The sequence below is a fragment of the Acidobacteriota bacterium genome, from assembly GCA_016713675.1.
Lineage (GTDB): Bacteria > Acidobacteriota > Blastocatellia > Pyrinomonadales > Pyrinomonadaceae > OLB17.
Map to the genome: position 1 here is coordinate 469327 of JADJOS010000004.1, position 15600 is coordinate 484926.

The 15600-nt window shown below is 51.7% G+C and carries 17 protein-coding genes; 10 read left to right on the forward strand and 7 right to left on the reverse strand.

Going from position 1 to position 15600, the window contains the following annotated elements; all coding sequences use genetic code 11:
• The first annotated feature begins 1 nt into the window (after position 1).
• The 3 genes from IPK01_15560 (at position 2) to IPK01_15570 (ending at position 1545) form a co-directional block, all read left to right on the forward strand.
• Positions 2-445 (forward strand): 23S rRNA (pseudouridine(1915)-N(3))-methyltransferase RlmH, encoded by a 444-nt coding sequence (locus IPK01_15560; GenBank protein MBK7934853.1) that lies wholly within the window; start codon positions 2-4, stop codon positions 443-445.
• Between the two features lie 5 nt (positions 446-450).
• Entirely contained in the window at positions 451-795 is a 345-nt protein-coding gene (locus tag IPK01_15565) for a TraR/DksA family transcriptional regulator (protein MBK7934854.1), read from the forward strand.
• 165 nt (positions 796-960) lie between these two features.
• Positions 961-1545: a ComF family protein gene (locus IPK01_15570; protein ID MBK7934855.1), complete on the forward strand. Its 585-nt coding sequence runs from the start codon at positions 961-963 to the stop codon at positions 1543-1545.
• A gap of 8 nt (positions 1546-1553) precedes the next feature.
• Here IPK01_15570 and IPK01_15575 read toward each other — a convergent pair whose 3' ends face one another.
• The 4 genes from IPK01_15575 to IPK01_15590 all read right to left on the reverse strand — a co-directional run bounded on the left by IPK01_15575 (position 1554) and on the right by IPK01_15590 (position 5500).
• On the reverse strand, positions 1554-3530 hold the full coding sequence (locus IPK01_15575) for a PQQ-dependent sugar dehydrogenase (GenBank protein ID MBK7934856.1): 1977 nt from the start codon (positions 3528-3530) through the stop codon (positions 1554-1556).
• A 175-nt stretch (positions 3531-3705) separates the two neighbouring features.
• Entirely contained in the window at positions 3706-4782 is a 1077-nt protein-coding gene (gene tsaD, locus IPK01_15580) for a tRNA (adenosine(37)-N6)-threonylcarbamoyltransferase complex transferase subunit TsaD (protein MBK7934857.1), read from the reverse strand.
• A gap of 27 nt (positions 4783-4809) precedes the next feature.
• On the reverse strand, positions 4810-5109 hold the full coding sequence (locus tag IPK01_15585) for a DUF4286 family protein (GenBank protein ID MBK7934858.1): 300 nt from the start codon (positions 5107-5109) through the stop codon (positions 4810-4812).
• A 1-nt stretch (position 5110) separates the two neighbouring features.
• Positions 5111-5500 carry a VOC family protein gene (locus IPK01_15590; GenBank protein ID MBK7934859.1) on the reverse strand — a complete coding sequence of 130 codons (390 nt, stop codon included), beginning with the start codon at positions 5498-5500 and terminating at the stop codon, positions 5111-5113.
• Between the two features lie 56 nt (positions 5501-5556).
• On the opposite strand from IPK01_15590, the gene IPK01_15595 reads away from it, so the two are divergent.
• On the forward strand, positions 5557-6999 hold the full coding sequence (locus IPK01_15595) for a DUF2779 domain-containing protein (GenBank protein MBK7934860.1): 1443 nt from the start codon (positions 5557-5559) through the stop codon (positions 6997-6999).
• 2 nt (positions 7000-7001) lie between these two features.
• On the opposite strand, the gene IPK01_15600 is transcribed toward IPK01_15595, so the two are convergent.
• The gene (locus IPK01_15600; GenBank protein ID MBK7934861.1) at positions 7002-7292 is read right to left on the reverse strand and encodes a hypothetical protein; all 291 of its coding nucleotides are present in this window, start codon (positions 7290-7292) and stop codon (positions 7002-7004) included.
• Positions 7293-7398: 106 nt separating this feature from the next.
• Positions 7399-7758, reverse strand: coding sequence for an RNA-binding protein (locus IPK01_15605; GenBank protein ID MBK7934862.1), 360 nt, complete (start codon positions 7756-7758; stop codon positions 7399-7401).
• 288 nt (positions 7759-8046) lie between these two features.
• Between IPK01_15605 and IPK01_15610 the strand changes: the two genes are divergently transcribed.
• Both IPK01_15610 and IPK01_15615 read left to right on the forward strand, forming a co-directional pair.
• Positions 8047-8604: a sigma-70 family RNA polymerase sigma factor gene (locus tag IPK01_15610; GenBank protein MBK7934863.1), complete on the forward strand. Its 558-nt coding sequence runs from the start codon at positions 8047-8049 to the stop codon at positions 8602-8604.
• Positions 8605-8796: 192 nt separating this feature from the next.
• Positions 8797-9348, forward strand: coding sequence for a hypothetical protein (locus tag IPK01_15615; protein MBK7934864.1), 552 nt, complete (start codon positions 8797-8799; stop codon positions 9346-9348).
• 80 nt (positions 9349-9428) lie between these two features.
• On the opposite strand, the gene IPK01_15620 is transcribed toward IPK01_15615, so the two are convergent.
• A complete protein-coding gene (locus IPK01_15620; GenBank protein ID MBK7934865.1) occupies positions 9429-10190 on the reverse strand; it encodes a hypothetical protein in 762 nt (253 codons plus the stop codon).
• 173 nt (positions 10191-10363) lie between these two features.
• On the opposite strand from IPK01_15620, the gene IPK01_15625 reads away from it, so the two are divergent.
• From IPK01_15625 to IPK01_15640, 4 genes are all read left to right on the forward strand, one after another.
• Positions 10364-11806 (forward strand): DUF4412 domain-containing protein, encoded by a 1443-nt coding sequence (locus IPK01_15625; GenBank protein ID MBK7934866.1) that lies wholly within the window; start codon positions 10364-10366, stop codon positions 11804-11806.
• A 231-nt stretch (positions 11807-12037) separates the two neighbouring features.
• A complete protein-coding gene (locus IPK01_15630; protein MBK7934867.1) occupies positions 12038-12427 on the forward strand; it encodes a hypothetical protein in 390 nt (129 codons plus the stop codon).
• A gap of 136 nt (positions 12428-12563) precedes the next feature.
• Entirely contained in the window at positions 12564-14990 is a 2427-nt protein-coding gene (locus tag IPK01_15635; protein ID MBK7934868.1) for a hypothetical protein, read from the forward strand.
• 45 nt (positions 14991-15035) lie between these two features.
• Positions 15036-15515 (forward strand): hypothetical protein, encoded by a 480-nt coding sequence (locus IPK01_15640; protein ID MBK7934869.1) that lies wholly within the window; start codon positions 15036-15038, stop codon positions 15513-15515.
• The last annotated feature ends 85 nt before the right edge of the window (positions 15516-15600 follow it).

The following is a 15600-nucleotide window of genomic DNA, read 5'->3' on the forward strand; positions in this document are numbered from 1 at the left end:
AATGAAATTTCGCGTTATCTGGGTAGGTAAAACACGTGACAAGAATTACAAGGCACTGCAAGATGAATATCTGCGGCGTCTTTCACATTTTGTTAATTGCGAGGTAGTTGAGGTCAAGGACGGCGGCGGCAAGGCTGAAGAAGGACAACGCATTCTGCAGAAATTGAATCAGAGTTCATTCGTCTGTTTGCTAGATGTCGAAGGCCATAGTTTCTCGTCACACCAACTTGCTGACGAGGTCGATAAATGGCAGAATCGCGGCTTCAGGGAAATTGCATTCGTAATAGGCGGAGCGGAAGGGGCTTCGGCTGAAGTTGCGGCATGTGCCGATCTTAGGTTATCCTTATCGTTTCTGACTTTTACTCACGAAATGGCACGTGTTGTAATGTTGGAACAACTATACCGAGCCTACACAATAATTAAGGGTTTTCCGTACCAAAAATGAGTAAATTGAACTTAAAAGAAATCAAAGAAAAGCTGTTGATCGAACGCGAATTATTGATCGCAAAACTAAAAGGCAACGACCTTTCTGTAGATGATTCAGAGACGCCTGATCCGGTCGATCTGGCTGTTCGTAACTACTCGAAGAACGTTATGCTTGCCGTCTCCGAAAACGAGAGCAAGCAGCTAGCCCTTATTGACGAGGCTTTGGTCCGGATCGAAGACGACGAATACGGCACTTGTCAAAATTGCGAAAAAGAGATCAATCCAAAGCGGCTCGCAGCTATTCCGTGGGGGCGTTATTGCCTCGATTGCCAAGAGCTTTTGGAAAAGGGCCTGCTGGACGACGAATAGTTTGCATAGAGCCGTTGTACTATGCTGAACGCTCTACAAAACTCACTGATTTCTCTCATCTATCCGCAGTACTGCCATGTTTGCGACTCCTGTGTCGAAAGTATAGATAACGGCGTTGCCTGTTCCGCTTGCTGGACAGGGACCCTCCTTTTCAGCGGCAGCGAAATGCTATGTAGGAAATGTGGAGCGTTCTTCAATGAGTCAGGCGTCACGACCGAGCTTTATTGCCACCAGTGCGAAGATCATTTTTTCGATACCGCTCGGGCCGCAGGCATATACGAAAAGGCACTTGCCGTTTCTGCAGTTCATCTCAAAAGTCAGCCGTTTGTTCCGGTGTATTTGAAAAAGGCTCTGCTCGCCGCGTTTGATCGAAGTCAATTTTCGTCGACCACCCTGATCATTCCGGTACCGCTTTCGCGAAAGCGACAGAGTGAGCGTGGATTCAATCAAGCTGAAGTTCTTGCTTCCATAATATCCAAACACACTTCGATCAAACTCGATGTAGCCAGTCTAGCCCGCGTGAGGCACACGCCAATGCACCGCGTTGCGATGGACAAAAAAGCTCGCGAATTAACGGTTGTAAATGCGTTTGAAGTGCCTCGCCCGAAATTGATCGCCGGACAAAAAGTTTTACTTGTCGATGATATATTTACATCTGGAGCGACAGCGTCGGCGTGTGCCAAGGTGCTAAAGAAACACGGCGCACTCGAGGTCAATGTGTTGACTCTCGCTCGCGCCGTGTTGAAATAGACTCCTAACTACGGTACGTCGTATGCAGGTATTGCTAAGTCTCCATTCAAGCCGAATTGACGGATCAATATCCCATTTGTGCTTTGCGATGCATACCAAACACCGGTCGATGGTCTGAAGATAGCGATATCTTCGCGTCCGTCGCCGTCATAGTCACCGACCGTCGGCACATCGCCATTGAGCCCCCAATTGGTCGCAAAGAAGCCGCTTGAGCTCTGCAGGAGGTACCAAATTCCCGATGTTGGGCGGAACACCGCCTGATCGGTCTTGCCATCGCCGTCGAAATCACCCTGTGTCGGAACGTCGCCCGAAAGTCCAAATGCGACGGCATTAAAAGTTCCGTTGATACTATTTAACCGATACCAAACGCCATCTGTGGCACGCCAAACGGCGATGTCATATTTGCCGTCACCGTCATAATCTCCGGGTGTCGGCTTGTCGGCGGCGAGGCCAAACTGCACGGCTTGGAAATTATTCGGATTGGTTGTGCGACGGATCCACCACGTCCCGGTCGACGGCCGAAAGACCGCGAGATCCGCCTTCGCATCGCCGTCGTAATCACCCTGGGCAGGAATGTCGCCGCTCGACCCAAACCCTGTCACATCAACGGTGTTGTCACTGGAACGATAGACATACCAGACGTTTGTCGAAGGTCGAAATACGCCAACATCCGAAATGTTGTCGCCATCAAAATCCTCGCTCGTCGGTACGTCTCCATTCAAACCAAATTGCTGGATTCGAACTGAGTTGTTCGAGCTGTTGTACGAATACCAAACACCCGTCGACGGCCGAAATACAGCCGTGTCGGTCTTAAAATCACCATCAAAATCAGCTGATGCCCGAGCCCGGACAATTTTTTCGACTGTCCCGCTAAGACCGACAGCATAAATTTCACCATCGTCATCTTCGCCAAACGAAGAAATAAGTCGCGGCGTGTCGAGCAATGGCGGACTATGCTGACCGTTGATAAAGATCTCGCCGGAACAGTAGTCTGCATAAATATACGTTCCTGGGACCAAGGTATTTTGAGTTCCGCGATAGACATAACCGCCGGTAACAGCACAACGCGATCCGGCATTTGCATACTGATATATTGGCATCGTGTAGCTTGTCGGCGTACAAAGCGTCGGATCGAGTCCGGTGCAGGTAGAGCCCTCATAAACACGCCAACCGTAATTTCCGCCAAGTGTCACAATGTCAACTTCTTCGACAGCATCTTGACCGACATCGCCTGCATAAAGTTGGTTAGTGCCGCTGCGGTCAAACGACCAACGCCATGGATTTCGCATTCCAATTGCATAGATCTCGTCGGCTCCGGGGGTCGATCCGGCGTACGGATTTGTCGGCGGGATCGTATACGCGGGGCTTGGGGCTGGCTCCGCGGTGCTTGGCGTAATGCGCAGCATTTTCCCTAGAAGTTCATTGATATTTTGAGCCCGATTGCCCGGATCGTTCCCCGAACCGCCGTCGCCCATTCCGATGTAGAGATTTCCATCCGGACCGAAAGCGATCATCCCGCCGTTATGATTTGAAAATGGTTGCGCGATCGTCATTAGAATTACTTCGCTGGCGACATCGCCCTGAGTATTTCCGTTGATCGCTTTGTACCGAGCTACAATGGTCGCTCCGTCGGACTGCCGGGTGTAATTGACGAAGAAAAAACTGTTTGTCGCAAACTGCGGATGGAAGGCAATTCCCAAAAGGCCGCGTTCACTTCCCGAAGAACTTACCTTCGAAGTTATGTCCATGAAAGTCGTTGCGGTGTTTGAACCGGGCTGCACAACACGAACAAGGCCTCGCTGTTGGATGACGAACAGCCTCTTGGTGCCGTCTTTTGAGCTGGTAATATGCACAGGCGAGCTCAACCCTGACAAAAAGGGCTGCAACCGAATGGTCAGTGGTGATGCAGAGCCTTGTCCGAAAATACTCGTCGCAAGAGCCGCCAAGCTAATAGCCAAAACAAATAAAATAGATGATCTTTTCATTTAGTTCCCCATTTCTGAATTCTTAAATCTGATACTGAGTCGAATGTATTCCAATAATAACCGAAAAGAAGTTTGAAATGAATCTGATGAGCAAATGATGCTCCGGCGGAGAGGATCGAAAAACTTTTAGGTCTATTTGAATTGTATCGATTTAGCGATGCATATTGCAATGAACTTAAAGCCGGTACCTTACGTTGCGACCGCGGAGAGAATCATCGTCATTATCAATGTTTTGCAGCCTCATTGTAACGTCCGCCGTCATTTGCAGACCGGCCTGTTCGCCTTTGTTCAAATGATAATGACCTGCTGCGGCGATCATTGCGGCGTTATCCGTTGATAGATGTTTGGATGGGAAATAGACCGGTAGATCGAGACGCCGAGCTGCGGCTTCCGCAGCCTCTTTCAAGGCCAGGTTACACGCGACGCCCCCGCCGACGATCATTGTTTTCGGCCGAAGTTCGATGGCCAGATTCTCCATCGTTCCAATGAGCGCCTTAACAACAGCTGCCTGAAAGCTTGCTGCGAGGTCTCTGATAGCCTCTGACGGCTCTTCACCGTCATTTAGTGGAATGATACGATTCTCACGGATATGCCGTGCGACAGCTGTCTTGAGGCCGCTAAAGCTGAGATCCGGACGGCGGTCCGAGATCTTCGCCTGGACAAATTTCACGGCTTTTGGATCGCCGTGGAGTGCGATCTTTTCAATTATCGGGCCGCCGGGATATCCGAGCCCAAGCATTTTAGAAACTTTGTCAAAAGCCTCGCCCGCCGCGTCATCGCGTGTTCGCGAAACAACTTTGTATTCGCCTTCCGCCCGCACGTGAAAAATATTCGTGTGCCCGCCGGAAACGATCAATGCCAAAGCAGGATACCGTACCTCCGGATTTTCGAACGCAACGCTGAAGACATGTCCCTCGATATGATTGACGCCGACGAACGGAATGTCTCGTGCCCATGCCAGCGATTTGGCATAACATACCCCAACGAGCAGTGATCCGATCAGTCCGGGCCCTTGTGTCACTGCGATCGCATCGATATCGTCGAGAGTGATCGAAGCCCGTTCCAACGCTTCCACAATTATCGGCTCGATCTTCTCTAAATGTTCGCGTGATGCAAGTTCAGGCACTACGCCGCCCCAAGGGGCATGCATTGCAATTTGCGACGAGATGACCGAAGACAATATCTCCCGCCCGTCCTTCACGACGGCCGCTGCGGTCTCGTCGCACGAGCTTTCTATTCCTAAAACTAACACTGGTTTAGATTAACAAATCGCGGCCCGTTAAGGCTCCGGGAAAAGAGCGATGATCTCGAGTTCATTACGCGAAAATTCGATACCTGATGGAAAATGGGCGGCCATGTCGGCCCGCAGTCGTCCGGCATGGTTTGCAAAATATGCCTCGAGATCCTCACGCGAATCGCAATGATATCCGATCCGGTACATATTTCCGTTCTTCGCAAAAAATGCTGCCGCAAAATAGTTCGTTGCCAGCAGATCGGGAATATGCTGCTCACGCATATATTTTTCGTATTCGTCAGCGATCGATTCATCAACAACGGCAGTCACTTCGTAGATCAGCATTTCAATCAACCCCCGTAAACACCGTACTTTCGTCAACAAAGCATAAACCGTTGCCAAATGGGTCGCGAGCATAAAATGAACGCTCACCCCACGGCCGCCTAACGATCTCGCCGAGCGGACCTCCGTGCATATCGATTTTCTCGAGGCAATCGAGTTCTTTCGCTCGTGTGTACCACGTTTCGAGATTGGCTACCGAAAAATAGACGTGATCGCCGATCGGTGTACCGTCATTCTCGATGACGGCCATGATCACCGAACCACAATCAAAATACTGCCGTCCAGCGTGTATCTGACGGCCCTCGGCGGCGAAGAGCGTTTGATAGAATATCAACGCCTTATCAAAATCCGTCACCGGAATAAATATTCTGAAGATCGAAGCTCCACTCGCCATTCCCGCATCCTCCAAATGATTTATTTCTACGATAAGCGTAAACTACGTCAAACACAATGAAAGACCGTCTCACCAAAACCGCTTATTTGAAGTATCTAACGTGTCCCAACGAATTCTGGCTTTCGTTCCAGCCGTCGAGGCCTGAAAAGCAGCCGGACACGCTCGAGCACGAACATCTCCGCCAGCAAGGTTACGAAGTTGAACGGTACGTAAAAATGCTGTCCAGATTTCAGGGCGACGAGACAAAGGCGGTGGATTTCCAACGCGTTTTCCAAACGGCCGATCTTTATGCCCGAAGTGACGCCGTTGTGACCGATCGAACGAGCGGCATCGCTGAGATCTATGAAATAAAGTCATCGGCGTCCGTAAAGAAAGAGCATCTCGATGACGTCGCGTTTCAGAAAATCGTGTCCGAACGCAGCGGCACCAAGGTCGGACGTTGTTATGTAGTTACTATGAACGGCGAATATATCAGAAACGGAGATATCGACCCCGAACAGCTCTTCGTGATAAATGACGTGACCGATCAGGTCGCGGAGATCATCTCATTCACAGAAGAGCAGATCGAGGCCGCAAAGGCCTATACTGATTCAGATCCTGCTCCATCACTTGCCGACCACTGCGCGGAAAAGCTGAATTGCGAGTTTCTTAAGCTCCACTTTCCCGATCTTCCTGACTATACGGTTTTCAACATCTCGCGGATCAATAAGGCGAAGTTGAAGGAACTGCTCGACGCGGAAATTATCGACATCAGAGATGTCCCTGACGATTTCAAACTGTCAGACAAGCAGAGGATCCATGTGGCAGCGGCCAAGACGGGTCAAACATATATCGACCGCGACAAGATCGCCGAGAAGATCGGATCTTGGGAATATCCGCTGCATTTTCTTGATTACGAGACATTCTCGTACGCTATCCCTCAGTTTGACGGCGTAAGGCCGTTTCAGCAGATGTGTTTTCAATATTCGCTGCACACGATCCGCGATGAAGGCGGCGATATCGAGCACAACTATTTTCTTGCGACAAGCGAAAATGATCCGCCCCGTGCCCTCGCCGCGAGTCTGTATGAACATCTCGCTGGCGATCTGGGTACAGTTTTTGTCTGGTATGAGCCGTTTGAAAAAACGCGAAATGACGAAATGGCGGCTATGTTTCCTGAATATGCCGAGTTCTTTGCAAACGTCAACGCTCACACATACGACTTGATGAAGATCTTCGCTGACAATCTTTACGTACACCCGGAATTCAAGGGAAGCAGCTCGATCAAAAAGGTCCTGCCGGTCATTGTTCCCGAACTTTCGTATAAGGAACTCGGTATCGGGGACGGAATGACGGCATCGATCAGTTGGTATCGGGCGGCAACTTGGACCACACTCGACGAAGACGAAAAGGCTCGGATATTTAGTGACCTCGAGGCCTATTGCCATTTGGACACAAAGGCAATGGTCGAGATATATTCCAGGCTAAAGAACTTAGGTGAGGATGTTTCGGTCGGATAAACTCAGCCCGCTGATTCGGTTTCTGCGGCATCTGCCGTGGTTTCGCCGCCGAGGGCTTCGAGTGCGGCAGCAGCTTTCTTCGAGCTGCGGCTTACGGCCGGCGTCGGAACTTTGCGGCCCGTCAGGACGATCAAGTTAAGTTTGATCCGCCTGTCGCGAGACTGTGCGGCATCGGGATCGGTGTAGTCGTAATCGAACGAATAGATATAATGGCCGGTGGCAAGTTTCTTGCAAACATCTTCCGGCAGGTGAAAACAGTATGCATCAGCATAATGTCCGAGTCCCTGTGTCATTCCTTGATTGTACCACGCTTGCCCGGTTTTACTCCTGAAAATAAAAAATGCCCGCAGAGCTTTCACTCGCGGGCATTTATTTAAGATCTATTAGATCTTTTGCAAACTACCAACGGCCGCCGCCGCCGCCGCCGTATCCACCGCCGCCGCCGCCGCCGTAGCCGCCGCCGCCGCGATTACCACCGCGACCGCCACCGCCACCGCCGCCTGAGCGGTTTTCCTGCGGTTTAGCTTCGTTGACCTTGAGTTCACGGCCATCGACTTCTTTGCCGTTGAGCTGTGCGATAGCGTTTTCGCCATCAGCCTGCGAAGCCATTTCGACGAAAGCGAATCCGCGTGAGCGGCCCGTTTCGCGGTCTTCGATGATGTTTGTCGATTCGACAGTTCCGATCGCACCAAAAAGGTCGTTCAGATCCTGGTTGCTTGTGTTGAAGGAAAGATTTCCTACATATAATTTCATTGACATTTTTTTATTTACCTTTTCCCTTCTCGGGAATTCTTAAGAAGCGTCGAATCGAACAAGTGGCTTTGTTAAAGGCAGATGGACGGATTTCGGATACTCAAAAAACTAACAGAGCGTACTTCTAATTAACTATACAGGGCCCGCTCTCAAACTTATCCAAAATCGCTAAAGACGAAGCGCGTACCGTTTTCGTACGCGAGAGTAGGATTAACAGTTACTATGATGCACGTATTGTAGATTAATAGCAAATTGTTTTTAATGTCCGCATCAAGTTAGAATATTGGCATCCCGATGAACACACACGGCGTTACAGATCTTCTCATCAAATTGTCAGACGGCAAACGCGATGTCGTGGACGAACTCTTGCCGATGATCTACGACGAACTCAAGCGCATTGCCGCTAGCTACCTCCGACGCGAACGCAGCGATCATACGCTCCAGCCGACAGCCCTTGTAAACGAAGCCTATATGAAGATGGTCGACATTACGCAGGTCTCGTGGCAGAACAAAGCCCATTTCGTCGGGGTCGCGGCCAACCAAATGCGGCGGATCCTCGTCGATCACGCCCGCAAACACAACGCCGAAAAACGCGGCGGCGAATTTCAAATAATGACCCTCAACGAAGAGATCGACGCCTCGGACGAACAGTCCGCCGACCTCATCGCCCTCGATGACGCCCTCACCGAGCTTGCCAAAATGGACCCGACCAAAGCAAAGATCGTCGAACTCCGATATTTCGGCGGCCTCACCACGGACGAAACCGCCGAGGTCCTCGGCGTCTCATCCATCACCGTCAAACGCCACTGGAAAATGACCAAGGCGTGGTTGTACGGGCAACTCTCGAAATGACTGGAGGATCAAGCATCCTTGCTTGCCTGCGTAAATATTCGAAAATTAGTGCTTTCACAAAACTAAAACGACCCAGATAAAGGGCAAGCGGGGATGCTTGCAACTCCAGTCGTGATACTTTTTTCAATCCAGTTTCGCCTTAACAATCGACGGACGCTATTCGTTCGAAATTCATACTTAGGAGAAACTGCAATGATCAACCATATTTCTTTCGGAGTTAAAAACCCTGAACACGTCGCCAATATTCTCGCCGAGCTTTGGGGCGGCTACGCATTTCCGTTCCCGCCGAGCCCCGGCGGTTATGTGGCGTTTGCTGACGATGGTAAAGGAACGCTTGTCGAGCTCGTACCTATCGACGTCAATCTCGTGCCCGGGATCGGATTGCCCGATGAGGCGACATTTAGCAAAGAGACCAGAACCGACGATTTCGAAGGCACGTTCCTTCCGGGAAACGAACCGTCGCTCTTCGGCTCTGTTCACCTCAATATAAATTCGCCTCTCGACGAAGAATCGATCAAGGCGATCGCCAAGCGCGAAGGCTGGCGCTGTTTTACCGCAAACCGCGGCCGCGGACTGTTTCAATTGATCGAATTCTGGATCGAAGACCGCTTTATGCTCGAGGTAAATACACCCGAAATGACCGAGGCCTATCAGAACATGGCAACGCCGGAAAATTGGGCAAATTTCCTCCAGTCACCTATGCCGCCAAAGTATGCTGACAACTATGCAGGCTTGGTCGGTTAACCAGAAAAATGTATGAGCAACGGCCTCGGTCACGTCAGAAATAACTGGCCGAGGCCGATCTCTCCATTGCAACCAATATTCTATTTTCCGCCGGTCGTGCTTCCTGACGCTTTTTTCACAGGAGCTTTTGCCTTAGCGAGAGCCGCACTGATCGGAGCCGAATCATAAGAAAACGTCATATCGCCGCCTAGCTGAGTTCCCTGCTGCGTCGAGATCGAATTGCCGACCTCGAGATCGATCGCCACCGTTCCATTCGCGGCTTTGGTCCATGCAGCGGGCAGCACGACGATCGAGTTCCTTGCCTTGTCATAATACGCCTCGGCCATATCGCCCGGACCCGAGCTGACGATCACCATCTGGTTGTTCAATTCCAAATTCAGAACTGCAGTATCCGGCGGCGTACCGGTCAATGGAACTGCGACCGGCGTCGTGCCGTTGACCGCGAGCTTTGCCGGGGTCAAACCGATCCTCGTTAGATCGATCTTATTCGTATACGTCTTCGAGTTTCGATCCGTGAACGCAAAGACGCCTTCGACTGTCTTATTCGAGACCGTGGTGGTGTAGTAGGTTCCCGATGTCGTATTAAGATTCTCCTTCATCGGCTGGCCGTTGAACGTTACGCTGCTCGGCGGGCTTAATGCGAGTGTCGTCCCGGTCTTGCCGCCAATTCTGAAATAAGCTGTCACGTCATAATTCTGCCCGTTCTGTGCGATCGAATAACTCTGATAGATCTCGGTCTGCTCGACCTTATTCGATGGCGTTGTGTCATTCGACGGGCAAGCTCCGCCGGTGAAAAATATTATTCCGATAAAGAAAAGTGCGGTCTTCAAAACTACTTTCATTTGTTGCTCGTTCCTCTCAATACTCATTCAGCATATGGAACTTAGCACTTCGCCGTTTCCATGGCAAGAGAATATTTGCTAGCCGCTGATACTTTTTTTCAGCCACTCTCGCCTTACCTGTTGACGGCGGCATTCGCCGACTTTAATTCATAAAAGAGGATAGGAGAGCAATCATGAAAAACACGATCTTATACATAATGTCGGCGATCTTAATGGTCTCGGGCTCCGCTCTGGCGGACACCAAGGTCAAGATCAAACAGACCATGAGCGGCCAGACGATGGAAAATACGACCTACATCAAAGGGAAACGCCAACGCACCGAAATGATGGGCGGAACGATGATCTCGCTTACACAGTGTGACCTCGGTCGCGATCTGCAGATGAATCCCGGTACAAAGACCTACACGGTAACCTATTACGACGACGGAACAAGCACCCCCGGAGCGGTCAAAACCGGACAGTCGGGCCCAGTTACCAAAGGCGGCACGATGACCGTCACAACGACGATCAAGGACACCGGCGAACGCAAACAGATGTTCGGCTTCACAGCACGACATATCATCCAGACGATCGAGACCGATTCATCGGCGGACGCTTGTCTCCCGTCCAAAACGAAAATGGAAATGGACATGTGGGTGATCGACGCCGAATTCGGCATCGCCTGCACACAGACGCGTCAATACAACGGAAATAACGGCGGCAAGTCCGCCGGGTGTCAAGACAAGATCGTGCAGAAAACGCTCGGTACAGGCAAATCGGGATATCCACTGTGGCAGAAGATGACCTCGTTCGATGCGAGCGGCAAAGAGAGCTTCTCGATGACACAGGAAGTCGTCGAACTCTCGAAAGCAACCCTCGACCAGGCCCTTTTCGAAGCACCGGCCGATTATCGCGAAGTTAAGTCGGCATCGGAAATGTACACGGCATCAAGCACATCCGGCGTTTCGTACAATGGACCAATCAACGGCTCCGGCAGCAGCAGCTCATCGTCTTCGGGGATGAGTTCGAGTATTCGAAACGCCGCAGATCTTCGCAACGACGCACCAACCTCGGTCGGTGCAAAGAAAGAAGGCACGGTCCGTATCGGACTCGCCGGAGTCAAGACCGGAGCGGTCGGCGAGGGCATCACGGCCGCCGATCTTAGTGCCGCTATCCAAAATTCGCTCGGTTCTTATCTCAAAGGCACCAAGGTAGAGATCGTGCCGCTCGAAGCAAAACTCGCCTCAGCTCAGGCTGACGAAGCAAAGCAGAAAGAGTGCGACTACATTTTGACCGCAACTGCTTCACACAAGAAAGGCGGCGGCGGAGGGTTTGGAGGCTTTGGCAAAATGCTCGGCTCTGTCGTGAGCCAGACCGGCATCGGAGCGACGGGCAGCACGGTCGGGAACATTGCCGGACAAATGGCAACAACTGCGATCGTCTCAGCAACGTCGCTTTCGGGAAACGTCAAGTCAAAGGACGAACTGACCCTCGACCTCGCCATCATTTCGACCGCGAACAACAGCTCGGTACTCGCCAAGCAGTTCAAAGCAAAGGCCAAATCGAACGGCGACGATATTATCTCGACGGTCGTCGAACAAGCGGCCCAAGCTATCGTCGACACAGTTGGTAAATAAACGCATGGGTGGCCGGTTTGATGTCGATCACGCCGGCCACATTGACCAAATTGGCTTTTTGGTCAATTTTTGCAAACTTCCCGCAATTATCTGCGTAAAAACATTGAGGACAATTTCGTCGCTCGATCGGGTCTCGTACCTGATCTTTCATTAAGATTGGTCTCGAACCCGCCATTTCGGCAGTCGAAGGCCTGTTCGGCCTTCCTATACATACTTAGTGAGGTAAATCATATGTTTCGAACAATCCGTAATTATCTACCGATCATCTCTCTTTCCCTGGTCATTTCAACTACTTCCCTTCTCGCGGCTCCCGTGACGCTCGAAGGTGCAAAAACAAGAACGATCCACGTCGATGCCGCCGATGACCATAGCTTCTACAACGAAGTCCTGGCCAACGGAGGCAAAGATACCTACACGCTCAGCGTGGGCACAAACAAGGAAACACGGGTCGTCATCCGCTCGGAAAAAGCGATCTCGCTCAAGGTTCAGGCTCCCGACGGCAGTTTCCGGAGCTATGCTCCGGAGAAATACTTCAGTCTTGATCTCAAGGCCGACGGCGAATACACGCTCGATCTCGAGGCGATAACGGTGTCGCTATACACGCTTGAGGTTACCCAGTGACCTTATTGTCAACTGTACTTACCTATGCGGGCCTCACGGTCCGCATTTTTTTGATACCAACGCCTGTTCCTTCTCGCCTTACATTTCAAAGAGCAGCGAACTCTCTCGCGGTTCCTAAAATTCGAAGGTGAGCAAAATGAAACGCACAATATTCAAACAGATCCTGATCTCGCTATTGCTACTCAACTTCTTGACCGGGAGTGCGGTCATCGGACAAACGACCCGGACGGTAAGAGGCAGTTCCGGTAAATGGGGAACGCCGAAAAACGGCTGTCAGGGCGGATGGAGCGGCGTTGTTAACTTTTCAAAGACGCTGAAAGATTCGCTCGAGTCCGATGAGCCCGGCATCCGCAAGGCGATGGACCGCATCAAGCACAAGACCTCGCGAAACTACGATTATGCGGCACGAACGGTCGTTGACGGCACCGCACCGCAAAACCCGGTCGTCAATTCAAAGGTCGCATTCTCCGATACGGATCTGAGTTGGGGCCAGGAAAAGGTCTTTGACACGTGCAATTCGCGAGAGAACGGGCACTGGTTCATCATCGAGGGCACCGACGACCGGCAGACTCAAGCTCAGGCCGAAGGGCCGGCTAGGTCGTTCAATCTGAGTGTCGATGAGCTCAACGGCAGCTACAGTTTTAACCTTGCCCTACCGGACGCGAAAGGCACGTTCAAACGTGAGGAACACACAACGCGCTCAGGCCATTGCCAGGCGAAGAACAATCTTCCGTACGACCGATCGACGAACGAAGCGTTCTCGATCAAAGGCGAGACTTTCTCGATCGCCGGCGAAAAGCTCAACCCGCAAAACCCCGACCACATTTCCGGAACTAAGATCTGGGGCGACGACGGAAAAGGACAGGTTCGTTCGTTCATTTATCAAGTCACCTGGCGGTTCACACGCTGCCCGCAAAAGCTGCTGATCACCGAGCTGAAATTCGAGCATCCGCAATTTCCCAACTTCGAGGACTGGAAAGCGATCGAAATGCCGCACGGCACGATCGACGGCAACAGGATCAAGGTAAAAGCAAAGGTCCTGAATATGTCAGCCGAAGATAAATACGCCGATCTCAAGATCGTGGAAACCTACAAGGGTGACAAATACAACTACTCACGCCCCGACGAACCGCTGCCTGAGCCCCAAATCTCGTTCAAGATCGACGCGGGCGAGGAACGTGAATTCGAATTCATTTGGGACAGCGATGGCCAGGCTTGGTTCGACGACGGACGTCCGCACCTTTTTCACCGCATCAAGGCCGAACTCGCCGAGGCCGGCAAGAAGAAGGACGAAAAGGAAGAGATGCTTCATATCGCACCCAAACCGGTCGTTCTCGCTCACGGAATGTACTCCGATCACAATATTTGGGATCCGCTCTATCAAAATTTGATGGGAGATCGTCACAGTTATCAGTGGAAGGCCTATCTTGTCGGCGGCAAACCGCAGCACGGGGCGATGCGGATGGGCAAGTGGAACGGGACCGACGCGAGTTTTTACTCCGTCTACGAGAATGCCGAGCAGCTCGCAAAATACGTGAAACACGCCCAGTTGGAATCGAACGCCTGGCACGTCGATATCGTGGCCCACTCGACGGGCGGACTGGTCGCCCGGCTCTATTTGCAGAAACATATGCCGGTCTTGCCGGATGCACGCCCCCTCGTCAAACATCTCATCATGCTCGGCACGCCGAATGGCGGCGTGCCCTGTATCGATGTAATGGTCGCAAAGCTCGGCATGTTCAAACATGACCAGCGTCCGCTGAAAGAACTGACCAATGACGAGATGCTTGATTTTAACAAGTACGTCGTCAACAACGGCGGTACAAAGCTCTCTGCCCTGGCCGGTAATCCTGTGCCGATCGTCTGCGGCGGGCTCGAGTGGAATGATGGCTTTGTCACCGTCAAATCGGCGACATATGGTGTCGCGGAAAACGGCGAGGCCAATGACTTCAACTATCAACTCGTCAACGCCAAGAACTTTGGCAATTTCGTCATGCCGCACCTGGTCACGGGGCCAAAGCGAACATATCCGCTTCCGGTGAGGAATGACCCGACCGACTGGCGGCGTTGGCAGGTCAACAACGGCAATTTCGGCGCAAATAGCGGTTCACGCTCAAACGGCGGCAGCGATCTGTTGACGAACGCATATTCACCTGACAATGCTTACGCCGGATTATTTGGCGACAGCGTGACGAGCCGCATTTCCGGCCCGAATGCAGCCGCTATCGAATCGCCGTTCACGGTTGTCGAGCAGACGTTTGCAAAACAGCTCAAGATCGGACCGCGTCAAACTGTCGAGATCGATATGCCTGTCGAAGCGGCACCAAATCTCGGCGTCACCTTGATCGCCGATCCCGGCGTTTCAGTTTCGCTCTTAGACCCGAACGGAACACTTGTCAGCCGTAGCCTGGCCTCGTCGCCGCTTGCGTCACAACTATTGCGAATGCTGTTTACCCTGAAACCGGTTTCGAAGTCCGTATGGAAACTTAAGATCGAAAATACGACGGACCTCGAACAGTCCTTTGCCGGATTTTCGTGGTCGCTGGAGGAACTTCCCAAATAAATAACTACGGCCTCAAGGGCCAAACCTTAATAAAGGAGAAACACAATGAAAATACGCTATCTATTCCAACTATTGATACTTACAGCCGCGGCAGCGATGTCAGGTTATGCTCAAACTGACATTAACGGCACTTGGGCGACGGGCGGAATGTCGATGATCGGCGACCGCAATACGGTCACAGGTTCGGTCACGCCGAGCAACGGCAACACGCAGAAATACCAGTTCGGGGGTGATGGGCGATTTAGCTTTGTCGGTTATCTGCAATCGACCCAATACGGCTGCACGACCGCTTTGTTCAACGACAAGCAAGGTAAATATTCCATCGAGGGCTCAACCCTTACGCTCACTCCGTCCAAAAACTTTTGGCGTCAGACCTTCAGCTGCAGCCCCGCGTCGAACAAAGAGCGCAACTACACCCTAGAACGCGAGACCTACGACATCACCACCAAGACCGACGAATACGGCAAACTATTCATCTGCCTCGCCAACGAAAAAGGCGAAACATGTTATCGAAAGGAAAAGTAAGTCAGAACCACCGGCGGCTTGCGGGGTGGGCAGTGGCGGGCGGCGGGGCGTGGTTGGGTCGTGGGATCTATGAATTGCCACTAGC

Coding starts and splice junctions, on each gene's coding strand:
- IPK01_15560 (MBK7934853.1), top strand. CDS start 2: ATGAAATTTCGCGTTATCTGGGTAGGTAAAACACGTGACAAGAATTAC.
- IPK01_15570 (MBK7934855.1), top strand. CDS start 961: ATGCTATGTAGGAAATGTGGAGCGTTCTTCAATGAGTCAGGCGTCACG.
- IPK01_15575 (MBK7934856.1), bottom strand. CDS start 3,530: ATGAAAAGATCATCTATTTTATTTGTTTTGGCTATTAGCTTGGCGGCT.
- IPK01_15585 (MBK7934858.1), bottom strand. CDS start 5,109: ATGCTGATCTACGAAGTGACTGCCGTTGTTGATGAATCGATCGCTGAC.
- IPK01_15590 (MBK7934859.1), bottom strand. CDS start 5,500: ATGGCGAGTGGAGCTTCGATCTTCAGAATATTTATTCCGGTGACGGAT.
- IPK01_15595 (MBK7934860.1), top strand. CDS start 5,557: ATGAAAGACCGTCTCACCAAAACCGCTTATTTGAAGTATCTAACGTGT.
- IPK01_15600 (MBK7934861.1), bottom strand. CDS start 7,292: ATGACACAGGGACTCGGACATTATGCTGATGCATACTGTTTTCACCTG.
- IPK01_15605 (MBK7934862.1), bottom strand. CDS start 7,758: ATGTCAATGAAATTATATGTAGGAAATCTTTCCTTCAACACAAGCAAC.
- IPK01_15610 (MBK7934863.1), top strand. CDS start 8,047: ATGAACACACACGGCGTTACAGATCTTCTCATCAAATTGTCAGACGGC.
- IPK01_15615 (MBK7934864.1), top strand. CDS start 8,797: ATGATCAACCATATTTCTTTCGGAGTTAAAAACCCTGAACACGTCGCC.
- IPK01_15620 (MBK7934865.1), bottom strand. CDS start 10,190: ATGAAAGTAGTTTTGAAGACCGCACTTTTCTTTATCGGAATAATATTT.
- IPK01_15625 (MBK7934866.1), top strand. CDS start 10,364: ATGAAAAACACGATCTTATACATAATGTCGGCGATCTTAATGGTCTCG.
- IPK01_15630 (MBK7934867.1), top strand. CDS start 12,038: ATGTTTCGAACAATCCGTAATTATCTACCGATCATCTCTCTTTCCCTG.
- IPK01_15635 (MBK7934868.1), top strand. CDS start 12,564: ATGAAACGCACAATATTCAAACAGATCCTGATCTCGCTATTGCTACTC.
- IPK01_15640 (MBK7934869.1), top strand. CDS start 15,036: ATGAAAATACGCTATCTATTCCAACTATTGATACTTACAGCCGCGGCA.